Consider the following 25323-nt stretch of genomic DNA (forward strand, 5'->3'; position numbering starts at 1 on the left):
TAAGGGGACGGGGCCCTCGAGCTCAGTTCGCCGGGCCGCATCCCGACAGTGCATGGAAGAGACGAACGCGCTGTTGGCGACGAACGGCATCATCGATGCAACAGGAAGCAGCTGAACGGTGGCAGAGCCCGACGTCGTGCAGTCCCATTCCAGCGCCGGCGTAGTGTCCCAGTCCAACTGCGTCAGTAAGTCCCATTCCAGTGCGTCAACGCCTTGAGAAGCCACAGCCGGCGGCGGGAGATCGACCCGCCGCCGGGGCCTGCCCATGATTGTCGGTGGCCCCTCATAGGCTGTTTATACCAGCTTCAGGGGGTAGGCCATGCACACTTCAGCCACATTTTGTTCCATCATTCCGCCGTATCTGCTGCGGCGTTTGGCGCGGCAGGACGCACCGCAGTTCTCTGCCGCTGCCCGCGCGGCAAAGGAAGCGCTTAGCCATGTGAGGTCGGTCCAGTCGGCGAGGACCCAGCCCACGCAGGCCGTCCCGCAGGGCTTGCGCGACGTGAAACCCGGCCCGCCGAACCGAAGCGTCTACGACGCCGCCGGATCAGAGATTCTGCCCGGCAAACTTGTGCGCAAGGAAGGCGACCCGGCTACCGGCGACGTCTCCGCAGACGAAGCCTATGACGGGCTCGGCCACACCCACCGCTTGTACGCGGACGTCTACGGCCGGAATTCCATCGACGGCGGGGGGCTCCCGCTCGATGCCACTGTGCATTTCGGCAAGCTTTACGACAACGCCTTCTGGGACGGACGGCAGATGGTATTCGGAGACGGCGACGGCGAAATTTTCCAGCGCTTCACCCGTTCGCTCAGCGTCATCGGCCACGAGTTGGCCCACGGTGTCACCCAGTACTCCGCGGGGCTCGCATACCGGAACCAGGCAGGAGCCATCAACGAATCGATGTCGGACGTGTTCGGAGCGCTCGTGGAGCAGTATGTGAAGAACCAGACCGCCGCCGAGGCAAGCTGGCTCGTCGGCGAGGGGCTCTTCACGCCTCAGGTGGAAGGCACAGCTCTCCGCTCGCTCAAAGCTCCCGGTACCGCTTACGACGACGACGCGCTGGGCAAGGATCCCCAGCCCGATTCGATGGACTCGTACGTGCGGACCAGCGCGGACAACGGCGGCGTCCACATCAACTCCGGCATCCCCAACCGGGCCTTCTATCTCACCGCTGAGTCACTGGGCGGCAACGCCTGGGAGGCTCCCGGGCGGATTTGGTATGACACCCTCACCGGTGGATCGCTGCCGGCAACCGCCACGTTCCGGGTGTTTGCCAAGGCGACGGCGGAGTCCGCCGTCGATCTTTACGGTTCAGGTTCCGCAGAGCATGACGCCGTCCGGAAGGCGTGGGAAACTGTGAAGGTAAAGCTCTAACCAGCGCTGGGCCGTCCGCCCAGCGGCGGCCAAGCTGCAGGAAGACCAGGACCAGGCCATGAAAATCAGTGTGGAGCGCATCGGCGGCCTAGCCGCGCTGACACGTGTGTGGACAGTGAACGCCGTGACGGAGAGCGCGAAGAGCCAGTGGCAGCCGATCGTGGAGGCTTGCCCTTGGGATACTGTGCCCAGGACCCTCCGGGCAGCGGCGGCTGAAGCCGCCGCTCCTCAGCCGGATCGATTCATCTATTCCATCAGGGCAGGTCAGCGCCGCGCAGCGTTGCCGGAGCAGGCCGTCACCGGCCCATGGCGGGTTCTGGTGGACAGTGCACGCCAGGCCGCGGAAGATTCCCCACAGGGATCCCGCCAAGGCCGGCTGTAAGACCTACCAACCCGCCCCGCGCTAGGGACTAGCCGAGTCCGCGAGGTACTAGCCGAGTCCGCGAGGTACTCGCCGAGGCTATGAGCCAGTACGCCGAAGCCGGCCAGTCATCAGCCCACGGCAGTCAGCTGACCGCGGAAAGCGCGGCGGTAGGACTGCGGGCTTGTGTCCAGCACCTTTGCGAAGTGGTGGCGAAGCAACACGGGGTGGCCGAAGCCGGATTCCCGGGCAATCTCATCGATGTTGAGGTCGGTGGTTTCCAGTAGCTCCTGCGCCCTGAGCACCCGCTGGGAGTTCAGCCAGGCCGCTGGCGTCGCCCCGGTTTCGGACCGGAAGCGGCGGGCGAAGGTCCGGTCCGACATATGCACCCTGGAGGCCAGGTCGGCAACGGTGTGTTCGCGGTCAAGGTTCTGCACCATCCAGCGCAGCAGCGCCTCCATTGGCGCCGAGCCGCAAGTAGGCATAGGCCGGTCAATGAACTGCGCCTGGCCGCCATCGCGGTGCGGCGGAACCACCATGTCGCGGGCGATGGCCGCGGCAACGTTGGCACCCAGCTCGATGCGCACCAGGTGGAGGCATGCATCAATCCCTGCTGCGGTCCCGGCACTAGTGATCAGGTTGCCGTCCTGGACGTACAACACATTTTCATCCACCTGGACTTCGGGGTACCGGCTGGCAAGCTCTTGCGAATAGTGCCAGTGCGTGGTGCCGCGCCGGCCGTTCAAAATCCCGGCGCGGGCCAGTGCGAAAGCGCCTGAGCAGATGGACAACACCCAGGCTCCCCGGGCGTCAGCTGCCCGCAGGGCCTCCAGCACGGATTCGGGAACCTCTTCGTCGAGCCCGTAGGGCGCCATGATCACGAGGTCGGCATCCTGGGTGGCTTCGAGGCCCAGGCTGACATGAATGGAGAGCCCGGATTTCATCGGTACGTCGCCGGGCTCAGGCGTGCATACGCGGAAATCGAAGGCCGGAACACCGCTGCCCCGGTCCGATCTGTCAAGGCCGAACACCTCGCAGGCGGTGCCGAACTCGAAGACTGCAAAGTTGGGAATAACAATCACAGCTACTGTCTTAAGCATGCTTCTATTATGGCAGAAATTTACCTTTTTTGGTCATTTCTGCCACTGTTTCCGAGAGGCCCGCAAGCGCAGGATTGAGTCATGGAAACCTTCGGAATCATCCTCGTTGTACTGCTCCTCCTGGTTCTGGCAGCTACCGTCTCAGCACTCCTGCGGGACGGCCTCGGACACAATCCGCCCGTCGAATCCCACCAGGCCTGGTCCGCTCTGGATCTGCCCAGCACCAGTTACACACTCCGGGTATTCTGACCGGCACGCATTCCCAAATCCCCATCGGCATAACAGGACCTGACTCATCTGAGTCGGGTCCTGTTGTTATCTATCCGACGTAACGGGATCTATCCGGCGTAACGGTATCTATCCGAGGTACCGGGCCGGCAGAGTATCGAGCCACCAGGGTAAGCCACCTGGGGTCGATGGCTGATCACGAACCGTGCACCAAAAGCACTGCACGTGGGGCGCCCCTGTCCTCCGGAGGAGCATGGCGAGGGCGGGAAACGAGCGCCGCCCCAGTAGACTGGCAGCAGCCATGACATTTCATATCTCCTACCCTGCTGAGCTGCCCGTTTCCGAGCGCCGCGAGGACCTGATGGCTGCCATCGCCGCCAACCAGGTGACCATCATCGCCGGGGAAACCGGCTCCGGCAAGACCACCCAGATCCCCAAGATGTGCCTCGAGCTTGGCCTCGGCGATAACGGCCTGATCGGGCACACGCAGCCGCGCCGTCTCGCGGCCCGCACTGTGGCCGAACGCATTGCCGAGGAGCTGGGCGTGGAGATCGGCCAGGAGGTCGGCTTCCAGGTGCGCTTCACCGGCGAGGTCAGCCGCTCCACCAAGGTCAAGCTGATGACGGACGGCATCCTGCTGGCAGAGATCCAGCGCGACAAACTGCTCCGCAAATACAACGCCATCATCATCGATGAGGCCCACGAACGAAGCCTCAACATCGACTTCATCCTGGGCTACCTCAAGCGCATCCTGCCGCAGCGGCCGGACCTGAAGATCATCATCACCTCGGCCACCATCGATCCGCAGCGTTTCGCCAAGCACTTCGGCACGGACGAGGACCCCTCCCCCATCATCGAGGTCTCGGGCCGGACCTTCCCGGTGGAAATCCGGTACCGGCCCTTATCGCAGCCGGCCGGCGGAGCAGCGGGCGACGACGACGCCGCGTCCGACGACGAACTCGAGGAGGACCGCGATCCCCTGGACGCCGTGTGCGACGCCGTCGACGAACTCGCCGCTGAGGCGCCGGGCGACATCCTCATCTTCTTCTCCGGCGAGCGCGAGATCCGCGACGCCGCTGAGGCGCTCAACGCGAGGATCCAGTCCAACCGCCGCCTCGCCGGCACCGAAGTCCTGCCGCTCTTTGCCAGGCTCAGCCTGCAGGAACAGCACAAGGTCTTCCACCCGGGCAGCAAGCGCCGGATCGTCTTGGCTACCAACGTGGCCGAGACATCCCTGACCGTCCCCGGCATCAAGTACGTCATCGACACCGGCACGGCCCGCATCTCGCGCTACTCACACCGCACCAAGGTCCAGCGCCTGCCGATCGAGCGCGTTTCGCAGGCCTCCGCCAACCAGCGCTCGGGCCGCTGCGGCCGCGTGTCCGACGGCATCGCTATCCGGCTGTATTCGGAAGAGGACTTCGAGTCCCGTCCCCCGTTCACCGATCCCGAGATCCTGCGCACCAACCTGGCCGCCGTCATTCTGCAGATGACGGCCATGGGGGTTGCCCGCGGACCCAAGGACGTGGAGAACTTCCCGTTCGTTGAACCGCCGGATTCGCGGGCAATCAACGACGGCGTGACGCTCCTTCGGGAGCTCGGCGCCTTGAATGCCACCCGGCCAGGTGACGCAAAGAGCGGCGGGCTGACCGCCGTCGGGCAGAAGCTTGCCCAGCTTCCGGTTGACCCACGCCTGGGCCGGATGATTGTGGAAGCCGGCAAACGCGGCTGTGTCCGCGAAGTCATGATCCTGGCCGCGGCACTGACCATCCAGGACCCGCGCGAGCGCCCTACTGACAAGCAGCAGCTCGCTGCCGAGAAGCACGCACGGTTCCGGGACGAAAACTCCGATTTCACCGGATTCCTGAACCTCTGGAACTACATCCAGGAAAAGCAGCAGGAGCTCTCCTCCACCCAGTTCCGCAGGCTCTGCAGGACCGAATTCATCAATTACCTCCGGGTCCGCGAATGGCAGGACCTCTTTGCCCAGCTCCGGCAGCTCGCCCGTCCGCTCGGCATCAGCCTGGACAACAAACGCCTCGCCGATCCCGTGGGCAATCACGAGGGGATCCACATCAGCCTGCTGTCAGGGCTGCTGAGCCACATCGGCATCCTCGACGAACGCAAGCGTGAGTACGCGGGCGCGCGCGGCAGCCGCTTCGCGATCTTCCCCGGCTCGGCGCTGTTCAAGAAGTCGCCCACGTTTGTGATGGCAGCGGAGCTCGTGGAGACCAGCCGCCTCTGGGCGAGGGTCGCTGCAAAGTTCGATCCGGTCTGGGCTGAGCAGGTGGCGCCGGACCTCGTCAAGCGCAGCTACAGCGAACCGCACTGGTCCACCAAAATGGGCGCCGTCATGGCGTACGAAAAAGTCACCCTGTACGGCGTGCCCATCATTCCCCAGCGCCGGATCAACTACAGCCGCGTGGACCCGGTCCTGGCCCGCGAGCTGTTCATCCGGCATGCCCTGGTGGAAGGCGACTGGAAGACCCATCACAAGTTCTTCCACCGGAACCGCGCCCTCCTCCTGGAGGTGGAGGAACTCGAAGCCCGTGTGCGCCGGCGCGGCCTGCTGGTGGACGATGAAACGCTTTTTGAGTTCTACGATGCCAGGCTCGGCCCCGAGGTGGTGTCAGAACGCCACTTCGACAAGTGGTGGAAAGAGGCCCGGCAGCAAAATCCTGACCTTCTGGACTACGACAAGTCGCTGCTGCTCGGAGACGACGCCGGTGACCTTGACGAGTCCGCCTACCCGAAGACCTTGCTGCACAAGGGCTTCGAGCTGCCGCTGACCTATGAGTTCCACCCGGTGGCGCCCGGCTCCCCGCCCAATCCGTCCGACGGCGTCACGGCCGAGGTGCCGGTGGTTTTCCTGAACCAGCTCGACGATGCCCCTTTCCGCTGGCTGATCCCGGGTCAGCGGGTGGAACTGGTGGCTGCCCTGATCAAGTCGCTGCCGAAGCAGATCCGCAAGAATTTTGTCCCCGCCCCGGACGTCGCCCGCCAGGCCGTGGCTGCCCTGGAGACGGACTTCGATCCCGCGAACGACGATCTGGAAGCCTCACTGGAGCTCGCCCTCCGCCGGATCCGCGGGCAGGTCATCCCGCCCGGATCGTGGAACTGGGATGCCGTCCCGTCCCATCTGCGGGTGAGCTTCCGGGTGGTGGACAGCAAGGGAAAGGTATTGGACGAAGGCAAGGACCTCGCCGCCCTTCAGGAACGCCTCGCCCCGGCCACGCGCCGCGCCATTGCGGAGTCCCTGGGCGCGACGCCCGGCACCACCGGGCCAAAGTCACGGGGGAAGTCCGGCGGCGCTGTGCCCTCCGGAACCGGGCAAGGAATCGAACAAGGAACCGTGAACGGGTCCGGAGGCGGGTCCGGAAACGGCATGACACCCGGTTCGGCTCCCGGCTTCCGCGAACAAACCGGCCTGACCGAGTGGACCTTTGGCGCCGTGCAGCGGCAGGTCAGCAACACCATCAAGGGTCACATGGTGACGGGATACCCCGCACTGGTGGACGAAGGGACGTCCGTAGCGCTGCGCGTCTTCCAGACACCCTCCGAACAGCGGGAATCCATGCGCGGCGGCGTGATCCGGCTGCTGGCACTCAGGGTCCCCGCCCCGGACCGGTACGTCCTGGAACACCTGAACAACACCGAGAAGCTCACGTTCAGCCAGAACCCGCACGGTTCTGTTTCCGCCCTGATCGCCGACTGCGCCTTGGCCGCCATCGACAAGCTGACCCCGGCTGAAGTCCCTTGGGACCGGCCGTCCTTTGACGCCCTCTACGAGCGGGTGCGCGCCGAGCTGATCGATACGGTCTTCAGCGTCACTGCCGTGGTGGAGCGCATCCTGGCCAGCACCCGGCGGATTGAGAAACTGCTGAAAGGGACCACCAGCCTCGCCCTCATCAGCGCCCTGAATGATGTGAAGAGCCAGCTGGAACAGCTGGTGTATCCGGGCTTTGTCGCGAAAACCGGCTACGCGCAGCTGAGTCAGCTCCCCCGCTACCTCGCCGCGATCGAGAAGCGCCTCGAAAAGCTGCCCGGCAACGTCCAGCGCGACGCCCTGAACATGGCCGCCGTCCAGCGGCTGGAGGACGACTACGACGACGCCGTCTCAGCACTGCTCCCCGGCCGGCGGGTCGGCGCCGAGCTGACCCAGGTGCGCTGGATGATCGAGGAACTCCGGGTGAGCCTCTTCGCCGTCGAGCTCGGAACCGCCTACTCGGTGTCAGAAAAGCGGATCCGCGCTGTGCTCAACAAAGCGCTCGCACCGGCCTAGGCGGGTGCCAGGCGCACGGGCAAGTGCCAGACGCAGGCGGATGCCGGGTTCAGCTCTCGGGCACAAACTCCCCGAAGCCGGCAGCCCGGAGCCCCTCGCGGAGCTTCTCGGCGTTGGCGTCCAATACCGCCGGGTCCGGGTTCTGGTCAGCCGAGGCGAAGTTGAAGTCAGCCATGCTCCTGGACGGCCAGACGTGGACATGCAGGTGGTTGATTTCGTAGCCGGCCACGATCAGTCCTGCCCGCTCGGCAGGGAAAATGTCCAGCTGGACGGCACCGATCCGGCGGGCCACTTCCATGACCTTGGCCAACGTTTCCGGCGAAGCATCGGTCCAGCGGTCAACCTCCTCGGTGGGCACCACCAGGGTGTGGCCATGCGCCAGCGGGCCGGTGGTCAGGAAGGCCGCAACGTCAGGCTCACGCCAGACGAACCGCCCGGGGATCTCGCCGTTGATGATCTTGGTGAACAGGGTGCTCATGCGTTTGCCTCCTTGGCCGGGGCCTGCAGCGTGCTGGCGTCCAGCACAAAACGGTACTTGACGTCACCGGCCACCATCCGGTTGTAGGCGTCGTTCAGCTGGTCCGCCCGCACCAGTTCAATGTCGGCAACCACATCATGTTCGGCGCAGAAGTCGAGCATTTCCTGCGTTTCGGCGATTCCGCCGATCAGCGAACCGGCGTAGGAGATCCGCCGGCGGATCAGGGCCCTGGGGTCCACCGGCGGCATGGCCTCGGACGGGAGTCCCAGCTGGAACAGTGCACCGTCCACGCGGAGGGTCCGGAAGAAAGGGTTGAGGTCGTGCGGGGCGGCCACGGTATCGATAATGAGGTCGATGCTGCGGTTGGCGGCGGCCATTGCAGCCTCGTCCCGTGACAGGACCACTTCGTCGGCGCCAAGTTCCAGGGCGGCCGGCACCTTGGCCTCGGACGTGGTGAAGACCACCACCCGCGCCCCCATTGCCTTGGCCAGCTTGACGGCCATGTGGCCGAGCCCGCCCAGTCCCACCACACCCACCACGTCGCCTTCCTCCACGTCGAAGTGCCGGAGCGGGGAGAACGTGGTGATGCCGGCGCACAGCAAGGGCGCGACGGCGGCCGGGTCAAGATTTGCAGGCACGCGGAGCACGTAGCGGCGATCGACCACCACGGAGGAGGAATACCCGCCCTGGGTGACGGCGTCGCCGTTGCGGGAGTCCTTGGCACCGTAAGTCCCGGTGATGCCGACCTCGCAGTACTGTTCCAGTCCGTCCAGGCAGCTCTCGCATTCCCGGCAGGAATCCACCATGCAGCCAACGCCCACGCGGTCGCCCGGGGAGAAGTCGTCAACGGCCGATCCAACACGGCTGACGGTTCCTACAATTTCGTGGCCTGGCACCAGCGGATAGTTCTGGGTGCCCCATTCGCCACGGGTTGCGTGCACGTCCGAGTGGCACAGGCCGCAGAATTCGATGGCGATCTCGACATCGTCCTCTTTGGGGGTCCGCCGTGCCACGGTCAGCGGCACAAGCCCGCTCGCACCGGAAGTGGCTCCAAGGGCGGCGGCCAGAACACCAGCGCCACCGGCAGTGGTTGGAACGTCGGCGGGCACAACGGGGCGGGCAAGGGGCGGCGGAACCGGACGTCCTGGAGTCATAGGGCGACGCTACCCCCGCTGGCAGCCGCATCGCCAATCGGCCCGCCGCCCGTGGCCACGGGCCGCTCGGGATTGTTCGACCATTCCGAGAAGGACCCCGGATACAGGGCGGCCCGAAAGCCTGCAATTTCCAGGGCGACCACCTCGTGCGCGGCAGTGACTCCCGAGCCGCAGTACACGGCCACCGGAACGTCCGCCGTGATTCCGAGGCCCTCGAACCTGCGCCGCAGCGCCTCTGCCGGCAGAAAACGTCCGGCCCCGTCCACATTCGCGGTTGTCGGCGCGCTTACGGCACCTGGAATGTGGCCCGCCCGCGGATCAACCGGTTCGAATTCGCCACGGTACCTTTCGCCGGCGCGGGCATCGAGGAGGATTCCGGTTGCTGCCCAGCCCGCTGCCCCATTCGCGTCGATGCTGCGCATCTGACCGCCCCCGGAGGAAGCATCAAAAGTCACGTTGCCGACGGCGGCCGCCACGGGCCCGGTCTCCACGGACAGTCCGGCGCCCCGCCAGGCGGCCAGGCCGCCGTCGAGCAGGTGCACATCCTGGAGCCCCGCGTTGCGGAGCATCCACCAGAGCCGGGCGGCAGCCATGTTGCCGCTGTCGTCATAGGCCACCACAGCATCGCCGTCGTTGATTCCCCAGCCCCTGGCGGTCTCCTGGAAGTCCGGAAGGGATGGCAGCGGGTGCCGGCCGTGTGACGGGCCGGCCGGTGTTGCAAGCTCGGTGGCAAGGTCTACGAACACTGCCCCCGGGAGGTGCCCCTCAAGGTAGTGCTCCCGGCCGTGGGGGTCACCGAGGACCCAGCGGACGTCGAGCAAGACAATGCGCTGGCCGGCGGCAAGGCGGTCCTGGAGGGCAGGTACATCGATCAATGGACTCGTCATGCTTCTAGACTTCCACCGATTCCCGCGGCGCAAGATGGGTGTACTCGGTGCCGTACTTTTTCCCCAGGCGGGCCACATGCGATTCCGCGATCTTGACACCCATCTCGTTCAGCAGTCCATCGTGGATCTGGAACGCCTGCGGGGCCCGGACGGCGATCACGAAGTCCACCACCTCACTGACCTTGCTCCAAGGTGCGTGGAGCGGAACCAGGAGGGTCTTGACACTGAGGCCATCCGGGACGATGAAGGAATCCCCCGGATGGTAGACATTTTCGTCCACCAGGTAGCCGATGTTGGCCACTACGGGGACCTGCGGGTGGATGAGCGCATGCTGGCCGCCGAAGCTGCGGATACTGAAACCGGCGGCTTCAAAGGTGGATCCCGGTTCAACCGTGTGGATCCGCGAGGCCTGCTGGGGTGCCTCATCCTGGAGGTGTTTGGCCACCCCAGCCGGTGCGAACACTGCCAGGTCCGCCGAGCCGCGGAGGGCGTTGACCACCGCCGGCACATCCACGTGATCGCCGTGTTCGTGCGTGACCAGGATGGCGTGCGAGCCGTCCAGCGCTTCCTTTGTTTCCGAGAAGGTCCCCGGATCCAGCACAATCACCCGGCCATCCTTTTCGAGCCGGACACAGGAGTGGGTGTATTTGGTCAGCTTCATAGCGCCAGCCTAGGTTCCGGTTCCGGGACTGTCCAAGGAAAAGCCGGACCGTCCAAGGAAATATCGCACTGTACAGGGAAAACCAGCCGGGCAGCCCCGGCTGGTAATCTTGATGATTGCCACCGTCCCTCAGGGAAGCGAGTACCTCCATGCCGTCCGGCACCAAAGCAGACGCGTCGCCGTCGAACGCTGCATCAGGCGGCCGGGAGCAGCGCGTCACCAAACAGCGGCTGGCCGTCAGCGCCGCCCTGGACGAACTGGATGATTTTGTCAGCACCCAGGAGCTGTACCGCATCCTGCAGAATCAGGGCGTCTCGGTTTCGCTGGCAACTGCCTACCGGATCCTGCAGTCACTTGCCGAAGACGGCCTCGTGGATGTGCTGCGCAACGGCGAGGGCGAAGCCGTCTACCGTCGCTGTGCAGTGACCGGCCACCATCACCATCTCCTGTGCCGCAATTGCGGTAAGGCCGTGGAAGTTGAGGCCCCCGCCGTGGAAACCTGGGCAGCCCGGATTGCCCAGGAGCACGGCTACACCGAGGTGGCACACACCGTGGAGATCTTCGGGCTCTGCCCGGACTGCACCGCGCTCAGGGCCGCCGGCAAACTCTAAGGATCCTGCCGGGCCGTGATCCTGCCGTCACTGGCCCCGCTCCGCTAGTGGGCGTGAACCACGCGGCCGTTGATGCCCTTCCGGGACCGGAACGAACCGATGATGCGGCACACCACGTATATAAGGAATGACAGCGTGGTGACGTAGGGACTGATCGGGATCCGTCCGCCCAGCGCCAGCAGAATTCCGCCCACCGTGGCCGTCATGGCAAAAACAACACTGAGCACCACCAGGGCCACAGGCGAGGACGTCACGCGCAGCGCGGCGGCAGCGGGGGTGATCAGCAGTGCGAGCACCAGCAGCGCCCCCACCACCTGAATGGACAACGCCACGCTCACACCGAGCAACACCATAAAAATCAAGGCCAGCGTCCGCACCGGGACACCTCGTGCTTCGGCCAGTTCAGGATCAACACTGGCAAAGTTGAGCGGGCGCCAGATGATGACCAGCGCGGCGATCACGGCCACCGCCGCCCCCGCGAGCACCTGGAGCTGAACGGTGTCGACGGAGACGATCTGCCCGGTGAGGAGGCCGAACTTGTTCGCGGCCCGCCCCTGGTAAAGCGACAGGAAAAGAATGCCCAGGCCCAGGCCGAACGGCATGATCACCCCGATGATGGAATTCTTGTCCCGTGCCCGCACCCCCATCAGGCCCAGGAGCAGCGCGGCCGCGACTGAACCGATCAGCGAACCGAACACGATGTCCGCGCCGATCAGCAGGGCAAAGGCTGCCCCGGCGAATGACAGTTCGGAGATGCCGTGGACAGCGAACGCCAGGTCGCGTTTCATCACGAAGGTACCCACCAGCCCGCCCAGCAGGCCAAGCACCGCCCCGGCCCAGATGGAGTTCTGGACCAGCACCAGCAGTTCCCCGTAGTTTTCGAAACTGAAAATCGCACCAATAATGCTGTCGGCGTCCATCACGCCACCTCGCCGGCGGTCACCGGGACAACGTCATGGTGGTGCGTGGTTGCGTCCGGAAGGCCGACGACGACGATGCGCCCGTTCGCGTGGATGACTTCCACGTGGGATCCATAGAGATCCGAGAGGACCTCGGTGGTCATGACTTCCTGTGGCGTCCCCACCCTGAACCGGCCGCCGGCCAGATAAAGCACGCGGTCAACGTAATCGATGATGGGGTTGATCTCGTGCGTGACAAACACCACGGCACTGTTCTGTTCGTGGCACTGCTTGTTGATCAGGGCGCTGACGGCCTGCTGGTGATGCAGGTCCAATGACAACAGGGGTTCGTCACAGAGGAGTACTTTGGGGTCGGTGGCCAGGGCCTGCGCGACGCGGAGCCGCTGCTGCTCACCGCCGGAAAGCAGCCCCACCGGAACCTTTGCATAGTCACTGGCACCGACGAGTTCCAGAAGCTCGTCAATTCTGCGGTTGGCGCTGGACATGCCCAGCCGCAACCCCCAGCGGTGGCCGTCAACGCCGAGCCCCACCAGGTCCCTGGCGCGCATGGGGGTGTCCGGAGCGAAGGATTTCTGCTGGGGAATGTAGCCAATGAGGCTGCTCCCCCGCTCCACCGGGCGGTCACCCAACGTTGCCTGGCCGGACTGAAGCTCCTGCAGCCCCAGAAGCACTTTCAGGAAGCTGGTTTTACCGCTCCCATTGGGACCAAGCACGGCGAAAAACTCGCCGGGCTTGATATCGAGGTCGAGATCCTCCCAGAGCGTCCGTTTGCCGAACTGCAGGGACGCCCCGCGGAGGCTCACCACCGGTTTCAACTATTTTTCTCCAAAACCTTGCTGACGTTCTCAACATTGTCCGTCATCCACTCAAGGTACGTCTTGCCCTCGGGCAGGGTTTCGCTGAAGTCGATCACGGGAACGCCGGCCGACTCGGCAGCCTTCTTGAGTGCTTCAGTCTGGGGGCCCTCGGTCTGGAGGTTGTATGCGAGGAACCTGATGTCCGTGGAGCCTGCAAGATCCGTGGCGGCCTTCAGTACGGCAGGCGGGACATCGGAGCCTTCTTCGATGGCAGCCGTGTAATCCTCGGGGGTCCGGTTCTCCAGGCCAGCCGCCTCAAGCAGGTACACCGGAACAGGTTCGGTCACCGCCACGGGTGCACCTGCCCCGCTGGCCTTGAGCGCCTGAAGCTTGCCGGTGAGCTCGCCCGCGGCTGTCTTGAACTTTTCAGCGTTTGCCATAAACAGGGCAGCTGATGCGGAATCCTGCTCGCCAAGTTTGGCCGCGATGGAATCGGCCAGCTTGCCCATAGCGTCCACGCTGTACCAGACGTGTTCGTTGAACTCGCCGTGGACATGGCCGTGCCCGTCGTGCGAATCGGTGGCAGCCCCGGATTCGACGGCGGCCGGCGACTCTGTGCCGGTTTCCTCCGGTGCCAGGCCGGAGACTTCCACAGCCGAGACGATGCTGCTGTGCGGAATTTCGCTGTCGTCCGCCAGCTTGTGCAGGAAGTCGTCGTAGCCACCACCGTTCTCGATCACCAGATCGGCCTTCGAGACCAGCAGCCGGTCCTGCGCGGTGGCCTCATAGGAGTGCGGGTCCTGGCTGGGCTGGTTGATGATGGACTCGACGTGGACCTTGTCCCCGCCCACTGACCGGGCAATGTCCGCATACACGTTGGTGGACGCAACAACGGTCAAGGCCTCTGAGGAGTTTTCCGTGCCCGACGCCGGCGCTGTCCCGTTTCCGGGGCTGCATGCCGTCAGCAGAAGGCTCAAGCCCGCAAGGGCTGCGAGGGACGTTCGGATGGTTGCGGGGTGACGCACGGAAACCTCAAATCGGTGGGACGGACTTTCGACTCCTTGAAGTCTAGTCCTAAATGGGAATGATTCCTATTTAGAAAAGAGCCGAGGTCCGGAGGGCAGGCTTATTGGCCGTTGGGCTGGCCCAGCCTCCTGATGCCGGTGGCCTGCGTTGCGTCGCGGATCTCCCCCACGAGCTGCTCGATCACATCTTCCAGGAACAGGACTCCATGCGTCTGTCCGTCAGCGCCGATCACGCGGGCAAGGTGCGAGCCCGTGCGCTGCATCACGGACATAGCTGTTTCCACTTCGTCATCCAGGGACAGGTTGGCCAGTGAGCGGATCCGGCTCTCGGCGATAGGGTGCTGGTAGTCCGAGTCAGGGATCGAGAGCACGTCCTTCACGTGCAGATAGCCGGCGATGATGCCGTCATCATCAAGCATCGGGAACCTGGAAAAGCCAGTCCTGCTGACGGCTTTTTCGAACTCCACAGGAGTAGTGGCCGCTTTCAGCATCACCAGGTTGTCCAACGGCACCATGATGTTCGACGCCGTATATTCCGAGAATTCCAGTGCGCCGGTGATCAGCCCCTGGTCATCGTCCACCAGCCCGTGGCGGGTGGACTCCTGAACAATCGACTGGACCTCTTCGAGCGTGAAGGAGGAATTCACTTCATCCTTGGGCTCTATCCGGAGCAGCTTGAGGATGTGGTTGGCAGACCAGTTCAGCGCAAAGATGACCGGATTGACCAGCCTTGCCACGAACATCAGCGGCGGAGCAAGGAGCAGGGCAGCCTTGTCAGCCACGGATACCGAGATGTTTTTCGGCACCATCTCGCCGAAGGTCACGTGCAGGAAGGTCACCACCATCAGGGCGATCGCGAATGCAGCGACGTCGGCGACTTCCACCGGCAGCCCCACCGCTTCCAGCGGTGCAGCCATCAGGTGATGGATGGCCGGTTCGGCCACCTGCAGGATCAGCAGCGAACATACCGTGATGCCCAGCTGCGCACAGGCAAGCATCAGCGAGACATTCTCCATGGCACGCAGGGTGGTCTGTGCACGCTTGGAACCGGCGTCGGCCAAGGGCTCGATCTGGCTGCGCCGCGCGGACATCACCGCGAACTCGGCGCCGACAAAAAACGCGTTACCCAGCAGGAGGATGACCAGCCAGAAAATTCCTACCCAGTCGTTCATCGCCCGCTCCTGTCATCCGGAGCCGGCTCAGGTTCGGGGGCGGCCGGCCGGAAGCAGATACGGTCGATCCTTCGGCCGTCCATGCGGGTCACGCTCAGGGTGCCTCCGCCAACGGAGACGGTGTCCCCCACAACGGCGATGCGGCCGAGTTCACTCATCACGTACCCCCCGACCGTTTCATAGGCTGATTCGTCCGGAACGGTGAGCCCCGGGATCTGTTCGGACAGTTCGTCCGGACGCAGCAGTCCCGGGAAGTACCAGTCCCCGGATGCGCTCTGGAGCAGGCCCGGGCGGACCTTGTCGTGTTCGTCGGCCACTTCACCCACGATTTCCTCCACGAGGTCCTCGAGTGTGGCGATGCCGGCGGTTCCGCCGTACTCATCAAGAACGATGGCGAGCTGGAGGTTTCCTTCCCGGAGCTCGGCCAGGAGGGCGTCGAGGTGGATGGTCTCCGGCACACGCAGGACATCGGTCATGATGGCGCCGGCTTCCAGGTTGGCCCGGCGGTCCCACGGCACGGCGACGGCCTTCTTGACATGCACCAGGCCCTTGATGTCGTCAGAGGACTCCCCGATCACGGGGAATCTTGAGTACCCGGTGCGCCGCGCGGCGTCCAGGATCTCCGATACGGGCTGATCGGCGTCGATGGTTTCGACCCGGATGCGGGGCGTCATGACGTCGGCGGCCGTCCGTGCGGAGAAATTCAGCGTGCGCGCCACGAAGTTGGCGGTGCCGGCGTCGAGCGTTCCCATGGCGGCGGAGCGCCGCACCAGGGAGGCTAGTTCGGCGGGCGTCCGGGCACCGGAAATTTCTTCTTTGGCCTCAAGGCCAAAGACGTTCAGTACCTTGTTGGAGAACCCGTTGAGCACCACGATGGCCGGCTTGAAGATCGCGGTAAAAACCAGCTGCGGCCGGGCGAGCGCTTTGCCCACCTGGAAGGAGAGGGCTATGGCCATGTTTTTCGGCACGAGTTCGCCGAGCAGCATGGACAGGAGCGTGGCCAGGGCCATGGCAATCACGAGGGAGACAGATGCCGCGGCCACTTCAGGAATCCCGACGGCGGCCAGCGGACCTTCCAGGAGCCGCCCCACGGACGGTTCCATCACGTAACCGGTCAGCAACGTGGTGAGGGTGATGCCGAGCTGGCAGCTGGAAAGCTGGGTTGAGAGGGACTTCAGGCATTTGAGGAGCGGTACAGCGCCGGTGTCACCGTTGTCGATGGCACGCTGAACCGTGGCCTGGTCAAGGGCAATGAGGGAAAATTCGACGGCCACAAAAAAACCGGTGCCGGCGATCAGCAGGAGTCCTGCCGCGAGGAGTAACCACTCCATTCAGCATCCCGCCCAAATGGACGGGATCCAGGGAATGCTGCCAGGCGGAGGATGGTCTGCCGGGGTTTTCTCCATAAGGGCTCCAGCGGGGTGAACCGAGGGAGAGTGATGGGCGCGTGTTCGGGGTTTGCCGGCTCTGCGGGTGGACTGGGCGGCGCTGTTGTTCTTGCTCCGCTGACAGCCCCCAGGCCGGCACCTAGATTTACTGTCCATAAGAATCACAGTCTACAGGAGCAGATTGGCCCGTCGGCGCCTCCGGAAACGGCTCCGCTGCGCGGCCCGGCTCACTGGCTTTAACGCCACAAATGGGCATCTTGGCGTCATTCCATGATTTGGGTCACCCTTATTGGCAGTTAACACAGGATGCTCATTAGACTGGCAAAGGTCTGGGTTCAGAGGACGCAGAGACTGGTTCGAATGTTGTGCTGAGGCACCTTGTTGACCAGAGAGAAATCAAACTCATGGAAGAGGCGTATTTCAAGTGCCAGAGCAGCCTAGCCACCGTCTACCCGAGGAATTTGGCGGAAACGAGTGGCTCGTCGATGAACTGTACGAGCAGTATCAAAAGGATAAGAACACCGTGGATGCCAAGTGGTGGCCCCTGTTCGAATCCTTCGACTCAGGCAGCGGATCTTCTTCCAACGGAAGCACGGCTGCTGCCGTAGCCAACCCCGCTACCCGTGAGATGCCGGCGGTACCGCCGGCCCCTGCAGCCCCTCCCGCATCCGCACCGGCGCAAGCCGCTCCCCCGGCCGCCGAGCCGGCTCCGGTAAAGAAGGCTCCCGCTACGGTCGCCCGCGATGGCGCGAAGAAGACCGAGCCGGGCGCCGGAACCCCGCCCATCCCTGCGCAGCTGCCCAAAAACGTCAAGGCACCCACGGCTCCGGAAGAGGACGTCGTATCCATCCTCCGCGGTCCGGCCAAGGCCATCGCCACCAACATGGTCACCAGCCTCGAGGTCCCCACCGCCACCAGCGTCCGGGCCATTCCGGCCAAGCTGCTGATCGACAACCGCGTTGTCATCAACTCCAACCTGGCCCGCGCACGCGGCGGCAAGGTTTCCTTCACGCACCTGATCGGCTACGCCGTCATCCGGGCATTGTCCCAGTTCCCGTCGATGAACGTTTACTACGACGAAGTGGATGGCAAGCCTGTAGCCGTCCAGCCTGCGCACGTGAACTTCGGCATCGCCATCGACATGCCCAAGCCTGACGGAACCCGCCTGCTGATGGTTCCGAACATCAAAAAGGCCGAGACCCTCAACTTCTCCGAGTTCTGGCACACCTATGAAGACCTCATCAAGCGTGCACGCGCCGGCAAGCTGACCGCGGACGATCACCAGGGCACCACCGTTTCATTGACCAACCCCGGCGGAATCGGCACGGTCCACTCCGTTCCCCGCCTGTCCAAGGGCCAGGCCGCCATCATCGGCGTCGGCGCACTGGACTACCCTGCCGAATTCCAGGGCGCCAGCGAGAAAATCATCGCGCACAACGCGATCAGCAAGGTCCTCACGCTGACCTCCACTTATGACCACCGCGTCATCCAGGGTGCCGGCAGCGGCGAGTTCCTCAAGCTCGTACACCAGCTGCTGCTGGGCGCGCAGAACTTCTACGACGAAATCTTTGAGTCGCTGCGCATTCCGTACGAGCCAGTCCGCTGGAGCCCGGACCTGCAGGTCGACCCTGCTGACCAGATCAACAAGGTTGCCCGGATCCAGCAGCTCATCCACTCCTACCGCGTGCGCGGCCACCTGATGGCGGACACCGATCCCCTCGAGTACGTCCAGCGCAAGCACCCTGACCTTGACGTCCTCACCTACGGCCTGACGTTGTGGGACCTGGACCGCGAGTGGCCCACCGGCGGTTTCGGCGGCGCGCCCATGCTCAAGTTCCGCGACATCCTGGGCGTCCTCCGTGACGCTTACTGCCGCACCACCGGCATCGAGTACATGCACATCCAGGAACCTGAGGAACGCAAGTGGTTCCAGGATCAGCTGGAACACGAATACTCCAAGCCCAGCCGTGAAGAGCAGCTGCGCATCGTCTCCCGGCTCAACGCAGCGGAGGCCTTCGAAACCTTCCTGCAGACCAAATTCGTCGGCCAGAAGCGCTTTTCGCTCGAAGGCGGCGAGTCCCTGATTCCGCTGCTGGACGCCATCATTTCCGACGCCGCTGACGATGGCCTGGATGAGGTCGCGATCGGCATGGCCCACCGCGGCCGCCTGAACGTGCTCACCAACATCGCCGGCAAGACCTACGCCCAGGTGTTCCGCGAATTCGAAGGCACCCAGGATCCCCGCTCCGTGCAGGGCTCCGGCGACGTCAAGTACCACCTCGGCACCGAAGGCACGTTCACCTCGGAGAACGGCAACGAGACCAAGGTTTACCTGGCCGCCAACCCCTCACACCTCGAGGCCGTGGACTCTGTGCTTGAAGGCATCGTCCGCGCAAAGCAGGACCGCCTGGACCAGGGCGAGGCCTTCCCGGTCCTACCCATCATGGTCCACGGTGACGCCGCCTTCGCGGGCCAGGGTGTGGTTGCCGAGACGCTGAACCTGTCCCAGCTCCGCGGGTACCGCACCGGCGGCACCATCCACGTGGTGGTCAACAACCAGGTTGGCTTCACCACCGCCCCGTCGTCGTCGCGCTCTTCCACGTACTCCACCGACGTCGCCAAGATGATCCAGGCACCGGTATTCCACGTGAACGGTGACGATCCCGAGGCAGTGGTGCGCATTGGCCAGCTCGCCTACGAGTTCCGCCAGCGCTTCCACAAGGACGTTGTGATCGACATGGTGTGCTACCGCCGCCGCGGCCACAACGAGGGCGACGACCCCTCGATGACCCAGCCCATGATGTACAACCTGATCGAAGCCAAGCGCTCCGTCCGCAAGCTGTACACCGAGGCACTCATCGGCCGTGGCGACATCACCGAGGACGAAGCCGAGCAGCTGCTCCGCGACTACCAGGAACGCCTGGAGCGGGTCTTCGCCGAGACGCACGCAGCGCAGACCTCGCCGATCCCGATCATCACGGCCGATTCCGCCGCAGTCTCGGACCTTGAGCGTCCCATTGCCCAGCAGTCCGATTCGGGCACCAACGCCCCGGCGTCGACAGCTATTTCGGTGGAGACCCTGGCCCGCATCGGCCAGGCCCACGTTGAGATCCCCGAGGGCTTCACTGTCCACGGCAAGCTCAAGCAGCTTCTCGAAAAGCGCGAACAGATGTCACGCGAAGGCGGCATCGACTGGGGCTTCGGCGAGATCGCAGCCTTCGGCTCACTCATCATGGAAGGCGTTCCCGTCCGGCTCGCCGGCCAGGATTCGCGCCGCGGTACTTTTGTGCAGCGGCACGCTGTGTTCCACGACCGCGCCAACGGCAACGAGTGGCTGCCCCTGGGCCACCTCTCGGACAACCAGGCCAAGCTGTGGATCTACGATTCCCTGCTGTCCGAATACGCGGCCATGGGCTTCGAATACGGCTACTCCGTGGAGCGGCCGGACGCCCTGGTTCTCTGGGAAGCGCAGTTCGGTGACTTCGTCAACGGCGCCCAGACCATCATTGACGAGTTCATCTCCTCAGCTGAGCAGAAGTGGGGCCAGCGCTCTTCACTGGTGCTGATGCTGCCGCACGGCTACGAAGGCCAGGGCCCGGACCACTCCTCGGCCCGGATCGAACGCTTCCTGCAGATGTGTGCCGAAGAGAACATGATCGTGGCCAACCCCACGACGGCGGCATCGCACTTCCACCTGCTGCGCCGCCAGGCGTACAGCCGGCCGCGCAAGCCGTTGATCATCTTCACGCCGAAGCAGTTGCTGCGCCTTAAGGCTGCCGCATCGTCCGTCGAGGACTTCACCACGGGCTCCTTCCGCCCCGTCATCGGCGACCACGAGCAGCTGGCGGCAAACGCCGTCGAACGCGTACTGCTGGTCTCAGGCCGTCTGTACTACGACCTCCTGTCCACGCGGCAGAAGACCGATGACAAGACCACAGCGATTGTCCGCGTGGAGCAGCTGTACCCGCTGCCGCAGGCGGAGATCGAGGCGGAACTGGCCAAGTACCCGAACGCCGAGGTTGTCTGGGCGCAGGATGAGCCCGCCAACCAGGGACCGTGGCCGTTCATGGGCCTCAACCTCCCGGCCGCCTTGGATCGGCACGTCCGCCTTGTGTCGCGTCCTGCATCGGCCTCCACCGCTGCCGGGTCCATGAAGCGGCACGCAGCCGAGCAGGATTCGCTCCTGAAGCAGGCATTTGCGAGGAAGTAGTACCAGTGGCTGCCCGGCCGGACGTCGAAATACCAGACTCCGGCCGGGCAGTTCTGTTTAATGGGATAAACCATTAGCCACGCCGGGTGGAGTTACCCGGCACGGACGTAAAGAGGAACTTGTGGAAGACAGGAAGCTGCGTATCGCAGCTGTAGGAGATGAATTGCTGGCCGGGCTGGGCGATCCCAGGGCGCTCGGCTGGCTGGGCCGTGTGCTGGCCCGCACTCCGCAGGACGGCATGGCGCTGGAAAGCTACGCCCTCCCCTGTCCCCAGGAGGGCACGGAGGGCCTGGCTGCCCGGTGGCTGGAGGAGGCAGGGCGGCGGTTCGGCAACGAACACGAGAACCGCCTGGTGATCGGCCTCTCCGGCCGCGATGTCGAGTACGGCCTCTCCACCGCCCGGAGCCGCCTGAACCTGGCCAACATCCTCGACACCGCCTCACAGAACCGGATTGAGGTCTTTGTTGTGGGCCCGCCGCCCACCCTCGACCCGGAGCAGAACCGCCGGCTCGCAGAGTTGAACACCGCCTTCGCGGACGTCACCACCCGGCGCAAGCACCTTTACGTCGACACCTTCTCCCCGCTGCTGAACCACGAACAGTGGCGCCAGGACCTGGCGGCGAACGGCGGCTCTCCCGGACAGGCCGGCTACGGCCTGATGGCCTGGCTGGTCCTCCACCGGGGCTGGTTCCAGTGGCTGGGGCTGGCCACCCCAGAGTAGAGCCAACCGTCTGGCACTCCCTGCAGGTTCCCCACCAACCCTCTCTCACTCCCTGCAACAAAAGGGCCAACCCTCTCTCACTCCCTGATAGAGCGTTTCAGGAAAACCCGCATCTAGTGAGAGAGCGTCCGGGACCGTTCGCGATATATCTTGACCTGCCCGGCGCCGCGTTGTATCTTGAGGTATCAGTCACGATATATCGCGGTCTTGGAGGATTCATGCCGGAGAGTAACTGGACCGTCACTGGTCCGCAAACCATCGATGTTGACGCCGTCAGGTCGCTGAAGCTTGGCATGGTCCGTGGAAGGTTCGACGTCGTCACCCACTCCGAGGACATTGTCCGGGTGGAGATCACTGAGGTCCAGGGCGACCCCGTAGCGGTATCGCTGACGGATGGCCGCCTGGAGGTCCGCCACCAGTTGCACGGTCCGCAGGGCTGGTTCAAGAATCTGATGGGAACCGTCAACCACAACAGCAATAACTCGGCGGTCATCAGCATCGCCCTGCCCGCCGGCGTCGAAGTGGAAGCAGGCACGGTGAGCGGCGAGGGGCTGGTTTCCGGCATCAGCGGCCACACCAGGCTCAATACCGTCTCGGGTTCCGTCATGGCAGATGGCACTTCCGGGGATCTGCAGGTCAACACGGTCAGCGGCGAAGTCATTGTCCGGAACCACGACGGCGTCCTCACCGCCAAGAGCGTTTCAGGCGAAGTTACTGCGTCGGGCAGGTTCAGCAACATCCGGGCCAACACGGTCAGCGGTGACATGAGTTTCGATCTGCTCAGCTTCACCAACGATTTCGGCGCCAACTCGGTATCAGGGGACCTCACGATCAGGCTCCCGCACGACGTCGGGGTGGACATCGTGGCGAAATCAGCTGGCGGCGGCGTCGTGGTTATTGACGATCAGAAGTACACCCAGCCGGGCGGCAAGCTGGAAACGATCGCCGGACCGGACGGCAAGCTGATGCTGGTCCGGACCAACTCTGTTTCCGGCAAGACGTCCATTTTCCATGGCCAGCCGGCGCGGAACGGGGAATCCGGAGACCCGGAAGCTGGGCACTGATGCCACCGGTCTTCGCCCATGGTGCATTGCGGCTCTATCTGCTGGCTCTGCTGGAGTCCGGGCCGAAGCATGGTTATGACCTGATCAAGGCTTTAAGCGAGCGGTTTGGCGGCACCTACTCCCCCAGTGCGGGAACCATCTACCCCAGGCTGGGCAAGCTGGAAGAAGAGGGGCTGGTGGTCACGGAAACCGCCGGCCGCCGCACCAACTACCGCATCACCGAGGCCGGGCTGGCAGAACTGAACAAGCGGCGCGACGAACTGGCCGGCGTCGAAAATGACATATCCGCCTCGGTCCGCCGCCTCGCCGATAATCTGCGCGCGGACATCCGCGCCAACATGCGGGGGCTGCGTGCGGACCTCGCTGCCACGGCCGAAGCTGCCCGGTCCACCGCACGCGCCGCTGACTTCAGGACTGTGGGCAGGCAGCCGACCGAGGGGATCCGGGAGCTCAAGGAGGCGGAGATGCTGCTTCAGGCCTTCCGCGACGACCTCCGGGTGGAGCTGCGCCTGCACTCGAGCCGGCGGCCGCTGAGCCCGGTGACCTTGGAGACCGTGAAAACAGTGCTTGACCAGGCCCGCATCTCGATCCGCAATTCATTGCAGGATTGAGCCGCCGCCCAACCGCCCCCACTCGTGTCCGGTTTCACGGCCTGTCCCATGGTGTGGGAGACTTGAGGGCAGCTCTTTTGAGTACCAACATTTAAGGAGGCCAGCTATGAGCAAACGTGCACGTAAACGTCGTGACCGTAAGCGTGGCGGCGCGAACCACGGCAAGCGCCCCAACGCCTAAGCAAAAGCTTGGAATATTGGTTTAAGCGAAGGACCCCGGAAGCCACACGGCCTCCGGGGTCCTTCGTCTTTGGTTCTGCGCCGCTGAATCGGGCCGGTCAGGCGTCCACGGGCCGGATGGCGTGGATCCGGTCCAGGATGGCGTTCTTCAGGTTCTCCGGCGCAGCCTCGGTACAGGAGCGCTTGACCACCTTGCGGATGACACACTCAAGGTCGTATTGCTCCGTGCAGTCAGGACATTCATCAAGGTGGTGCTTGATCTCCGTGATGTCCTCGCGGGTCAGCGCCCCGTCGAGGTACTCGTAGATGCGTTGCATCCGCGTATCATCGCAGTCGCCCAATCCTTGGCAGTCGCTCATTTCCTGTTCTCCTGTTTTGTACTTGCGGCCGTGTCCTGTGATTCGACGGCACCTTTGAATCCTCGTTCGGCGGCATATTCCGCCAGCATGTCCCGCAACATTTTCCGGCCGCGGTGAAGCCGGGACATCACGGTGCCGATCGGCGTATTCATGATGTCCGAGATTTCCTTGTAGGCGAAACCCTCAACATCGGCGAAGTACACCGCCAGCCGGAACTCCTCCGGAATGGCCTGCAGCGCCCGCTTGACGTCCGTGTCAGGCAGGTGGTCCAGCGCTTCCGCTTCGGCTGACCGGAGGCCACGCGAGGTGTGAGACTCCGCCCGGGCCAGCTGCCAGTCCTCAATGGTGTCTGTGTTCGATTGCAATGGCTCGCGCTGCCGCTTGCGGTAAAGATTGATGTACGTGTTGGTGAGGATCCGGTAGAGCCAGGCCTTGAGGTTGGTCCCGGGCTTGTACTGGTGGAAAGCGGAAAAAGCTTTGGTGTAAGCCTCCTGGACCAGGTCCTCCGCGTCTGCGGGGTTCCGGGCCATCCGCATTGCCGCCGAGTAGAGCTGGTCCACGTACTGCATAGCATCGCGCTCAAAACGGATCCGGCGTTCCTCGGTTGATTCGGTGGCCACGTCAACGGCCTGCTCCGCCGAACCGGGCCCGGCCGCTTCCGGGTCTCCCCCGCGGGGCTCTCCCCCGCGGGACTCTCCCCCACCGGACTCGCCGGACTCCGGCTCTACAGCCGCTGGCGCTACATCTCCAGGCTCAGCCGCGCCCAGCCCAGCGGGTTCGGGCTGCGCGTTGTTACTCGGTTTGGCTTCGCGTCCGGAGGCCTCATACATGGCCTCAAGGGCCGGATCCAGGGTGCTCATTGCGTTCAAGTCTACTGTGGGGCCCTTGGCACGCGGGGTTCCATACTCCGGAGGATCGGATTCCAGAGTGTTCAGCACCACCGGGCCCGAGGGGTCCGTCCCGTCCTTTAGCAACCGCAAGGGCAACTCCACTCCTGTGTCAGGCCACTCCGAGTCATGCCAGATTTGAGATCTGGCTTCTCTGGTTGAGGCAGGTATTTCTGCCGGCGATTGGTGCCGGTCAATTCTTCGGGCCGCCCAGTGTTCGGCTGACCCGCAATCCATAACCCCCCACGGCAGGCAAATATTCCCCAAAAGTGCAAGACTAGAACCGACTTCGCCGCATTCGACGCGGTTCGTCCAGCCAGGAGGAAATCCATGTCCTTTGTCCGAAATCTCGCCCGCCCCATGCTCGCCTCAAGTTTCGTCGTCGCCGGGCTGGATAAGCTCAAGAACGCCGACGATACTGCCCAGCAGCTCTCTCCACTCCTGAAGAAGGCAGCGGCGTCGCTGCCGTTCCAGACGGACGAGCGGACGCTGGCACGGGTGATCGGCGGAACACAGATCGGTGCCGGCGTGCTGTTTGGCCTGGGCAAATTCAGCCGCCTGTCGGCAACAGTGCTCACAGTCATTTCGCTCCTGAACACGTTCGTGGAATGGCGCAGCGCAGACATCAGCACCAAAGCAGGCCGTGAAGCCCGCCGGAACCAGCTGCTGAAGAACGTGTCCCTCAGCGGCGGCGCCCTGCTCGCGTCCGTAGACACCGCGGGGAAGCCCGGCCTCGCCTGGCGTGCCGAGCACCTCGCCGCGGACGCCAGGAAAACCACCGGCAAGCAGCTCCACAAGGCGGACAAGGCTGTGCGCCGCGCCGTGGAGCAGGCAACGGGGGCGTAAGGA

23 protein-coding genes are annotated in these 25323 nt (G+C 64.2%); 11 read left to right on the plus strand and 12 right to left on the minus strand.

Features of this window, described 5'->3' with window-relative positions; translation table 11 throughout:
* The first annotated feature begins 319 nt into the window (after positions 1-319).
* Together ACP7AX_RS03475 and ACP7AX_RS03480 are read left to right on the plus strand one after the other, a co-directional pair.
* Positions 320-1378 carry a M4 family metallopeptidase gene (locus ACP7AX_RS03475; RefSeq protein ID WP_426225396.1) on the plus strand — a complete coding sequence of 353 codons (1059 nt, stop codon included), beginning with the start codon at positions 320-322 and terminating at the stop codon, positions 1376-1378.
* A gap of 58 nt (positions 1379-1436) precedes the next feature.
* Positions 1437-1760 carry a protealysin inhibitor emfourin gene (locus tag ACP7AX_RS03480; protein ID WP_426225397.1) on the plus strand — a complete coding sequence of 108 codons (324 nt, stop codon included), beginning with the start codon at positions 1437-1439 and terminating at the stop codon, positions 1758-1760.
* A gap of 110 nt (positions 1761-1870) precedes the next feature.
* On the opposite strand, the gene ACP7AX_RS03485 is transcribed toward ACP7AX_RS03480, so the two are convergent.
* On the minus strand, positions 1871-2839 hold the full coding sequence (locus tag ACP7AX_RS03485) for a GlxA family transcriptional regulator (protein WP_426225398.1): 969 nt from the start codon (positions 2837-2839) through the stop codon (positions 1871-1873).
* An 81-nt stretch (positions 2840-2920) separates the two neighbouring features.
* Between ACP7AX_RS03485 and ACP7AX_RS03490 the strand changes: the two genes are divergently transcribed.
* The gene (locus ACP7AX_RS03490) at positions 2921-3088 is read left to right on the plus strand and encodes a hypothetical protein (RefSeq protein WP_426225399.1); all 168 of its coding nucleotides are present in this window, start codon (positions 2921-2923) and stop codon (positions 3086-3088) included.
* 280 nt (positions 3089-3368) lie between these two features.
* A complete protein-coding gene (gene hrpA / locus ACP7AX_RS03495; protein ID WP_426225400.1) occupies positions 3369-7349 on the plus strand; it encodes an ATP-dependent RNA helicase HrpA in 3981 nt (1326 codons plus the stop codon).
* A gap of 49 nt (positions 7350-7398) precedes the next feature.
* On the opposite strand, the gene ACP7AX_RS03500 is transcribed toward hrpA, so the two are convergent.
* From ACP7AX_RS03500 to ACP7AX_RS03515, 4 genes are read right to left on the minus strand one after another with little or no spacing between them, the layout of a single operon-like run.
* On the minus strand, positions 7399-7827 hold the full coding sequence (locus tag ACP7AX_RS03500) for an HIT domain-containing protein (protein WP_131682633.1): 429 nt from the start codon (positions 7825-7827) through the stop codon (positions 7399-7401).
* Entirely contained in the window at positions 7824-8981 is a 1158-nt protein-coding gene (locus ACP7AX_RS03505) for an alcohol dehydrogenase catalytic domain-containing protein (RefSeq protein WP_131682634.1), read from the minus strand. The genes ACP7AX_RS03500 and ACP7AX_RS03505 overlap by 4 nt, the downstream gene beginning before the upstream one ends.
* Complete coding sequence (locus tag ACP7AX_RS03510) at positions 8978-9868, minus strand: sulfurtransferase (RefSeq protein WP_426225401.1); 891 nt, start codon at positions 9866-9868, stop codon at positions 8978-8980. The genes ACP7AX_RS03505 and ACP7AX_RS03510 overlap by 4 nt, the downstream gene beginning before the upstream one ends.
* 4 nt (positions 9869-9872) lie before the next feature.
* Positions 9873-10529, minus strand: coding sequence for an MBL fold metallo-hydrolase (locus tag ACP7AX_RS03515; RefSeq protein ID WP_426225402.1), 657 nt, complete (start codon positions 10527-10529; stop codon positions 9873-9875).
* Between the two features lie 149 nt (positions 10530-10678).
* Here ACP7AX_RS03515 and ACP7AX_RS03520 point away from each other — a divergent pair, with 149 nt between their 5' ends.
* On the plus strand, positions 10679-11140 hold the full coding sequence (locus tag ACP7AX_RS03520) for a transcriptional repressor (protein WP_131682985.1): 462 nt from the start codon (positions 10679-10681) through the stop codon (positions 11138-11140).
* A 44-nt stretch (positions 11141-11184) separates the two neighbouring features.
* Here ACP7AX_RS03520 and ACP7AX_RS03525 read toward each other — a convergent pair whose 3' ends face one another.
* The 5 genes from ACP7AX_RS03525 to ACP7AX_RS03545 all read right to left on the minus strand — a co-directional run bounded on the left by ACP7AX_RS03525 (position 11185) and on the right by ACP7AX_RS03545 (position 16385).
* Positions 11185-12060, minus strand: a complete 876-nt coding sequence (locus ACP7AX_RS03525; protein WP_426225403.1) for a metal ABC transporter permease — start codon at positions 12058-12060, stop codon at positions 11185-11187.
* On the minus strand, positions 12060-12875 hold the full coding sequence (locus tag ACP7AX_RS03530; protein ID WP_426225404.1) for a metal ABC transporter ATP-binding protein: 816 nt from the start codon (positions 12873-12875) through the stop codon (positions 12060-12062). Before ACP7AX_RS03530 ends, ACP7AX_RS03525 begins: the two co-directional genes overlap by 1 nt.
* On the minus strand, positions 12872-13882 hold the full coding sequence (locus tag ACP7AX_RS03535; RefSeq protein ID WP_131682639.1) for a metal ABC transporter solute-binding protein, Zn/Mn family: 1011 nt from the start codon (positions 13880-13882) through the stop codon (positions 12872-12874). The genes ACP7AX_RS03530 and ACP7AX_RS03535 overlap by 4 nt, the downstream gene beginning before the upstream one ends.
* A gap of 101 nt (positions 13883-13983) precedes the next feature.
* Complete coding sequence (locus ACP7AX_RS03540) at positions 13984-15054, minus strand: CNNM domain-containing protein (protein ID WP_131682640.1); 1071 nt, start codon at positions 15052-15054, stop codon at positions 13984-13986.
* Positions 15051-16385: a CNNM domain-containing protein gene (locus tag ACP7AX_RS03545; RefSeq protein WP_131682641.1), complete on the minus strand. Its 1335-nt coding sequence runs from the start codon at positions 16383-16385 to the stop codon at positions 15051-15053. The genes ACP7AX_RS03540 and ACP7AX_RS03545 overlap by 4 nt, the downstream gene beginning before the upstream one ends.
* 481 nt (positions 16386-16866) lie before the next feature.
* On the opposite strand from ACP7AX_RS03545, the gene ACP7AX_RS03550 reads away from it, so the two are divergent.
* From ACP7AX_RS03550 to ACP7AX_RS03570, 5 genes are all read left to right on the plus strand, one after another.
* Positions 16867-20652, plus strand: a complete 3786-nt coding sequence (locus ACP7AX_RS03550) for a multifunctional oxoglutarate decarboxylase/oxoglutarate dehydrogenase thiamine pyrophosphate-binding subunit/dihydrolipoyllysine-residue succinyltransferase subunit (RefSeq protein WP_426225405.1) — start codon at positions 16867-16869, stop codon at positions 20650-20652.
* Between the two features lie 121 nt (positions 20653-20773).
* Positions 20774-21373, plus strand: coding sequence for a GDSL-type esterase/lipase family protein (locus ACP7AX_RS03555; protein ID WP_131682643.1), 600 nt, complete (start codon positions 20774-20776; stop codon positions 21371-21373).
* Positions 21374-21591: 218 nt separating this feature from the next.
* Positions 21592-22437 carry a DUF4097 family beta strand repeat-containing protein gene (locus ACP7AX_RS03560; RefSeq protein WP_426225406.1) on the plus strand — a complete coding sequence of 282 codons (846 nt, stop codon included), beginning with the start codon at positions 21592-21594 and terminating at the stop codon, positions 22435-22437.
* Complete coding sequence (locus tag ACP7AX_RS03565; protein ID WP_426225407.1) at positions 22437-23048, plus strand: PadR family transcriptional regulator; 612 nt, start codon at positions 22437-22439, stop codon at positions 23046-23048. Before ACP7AX_RS03560 ends, ACP7AX_RS03565 begins: the two co-directional genes overlap by 1 nt.
* A gap of 106 nt (positions 23049-23154) precedes the next feature.
* On the plus strand, positions 23155-23229 hold the full coding sequence (locus tag ACP7AX_RS03570) for a 50S ribosomal protein bL37 (RefSeq protein WP_104061284.1): 75 nt from the start codon (positions 23155-23157) through the stop codon (positions 23227-23229).
* 97 nt (positions 23230-23326) lie between these two features.
* Here the strand turns inward: ACP7AX_RS03570 and rsrA are convergent, their stop codons facing one another.
* Together rsrA and ACP7AX_RS03580 are read right to left on the minus strand one after the other, a co-directional pair.
* Positions 23327-23587, minus strand: a complete 261-nt coding sequence (rsrA, locus tag ACP7AX_RS03575) for a mycothiol system anti-sigma-R factor (RefSeq protein WP_108599095.1) — start codon at positions 23585-23587, stop codon at positions 23327-23329.
* Positions 23584-24447 (minus strand): sigma-70 family RNA polymerase sigma factor, encoded by an 864-nt coding sequence (locus ACP7AX_RS03580; RefSeq protein ID WP_426225408.1) that lies wholly within the window; start codon positions 24445-24447, stop codon positions 23584-23586. Before ACP7AX_RS03580 ends, rsrA begins: the two co-directional genes overlap by 4 nt.
* 357 nt (positions 24448-24804) lie before the next feature.
* On the opposite strand from ACP7AX_RS03580, the gene ACP7AX_RS03585 reads away from it, so the two are divergent.
* Positions 24805-25320 (plus strand): DoxX family membrane protein, encoded by a 516-nt coding sequence (locus ACP7AX_RS03585; RefSeq protein ID WP_131682646.1) that lies wholly within the window; start codon positions 24805-24807, stop codon positions 25318-25320.
* Positions 25321-25323 lie beyond the last annotated feature (3 nt).

Source organism: Pseudarthrobacter sp. DSP2-3-2b1 (assembly GCF_049895945.1).
Taxonomy (GTDB): Bacteria; Actinomycetota; Actinomycetes; order Actinomycetales; family Micrococcaceae; genus Arthrobacter.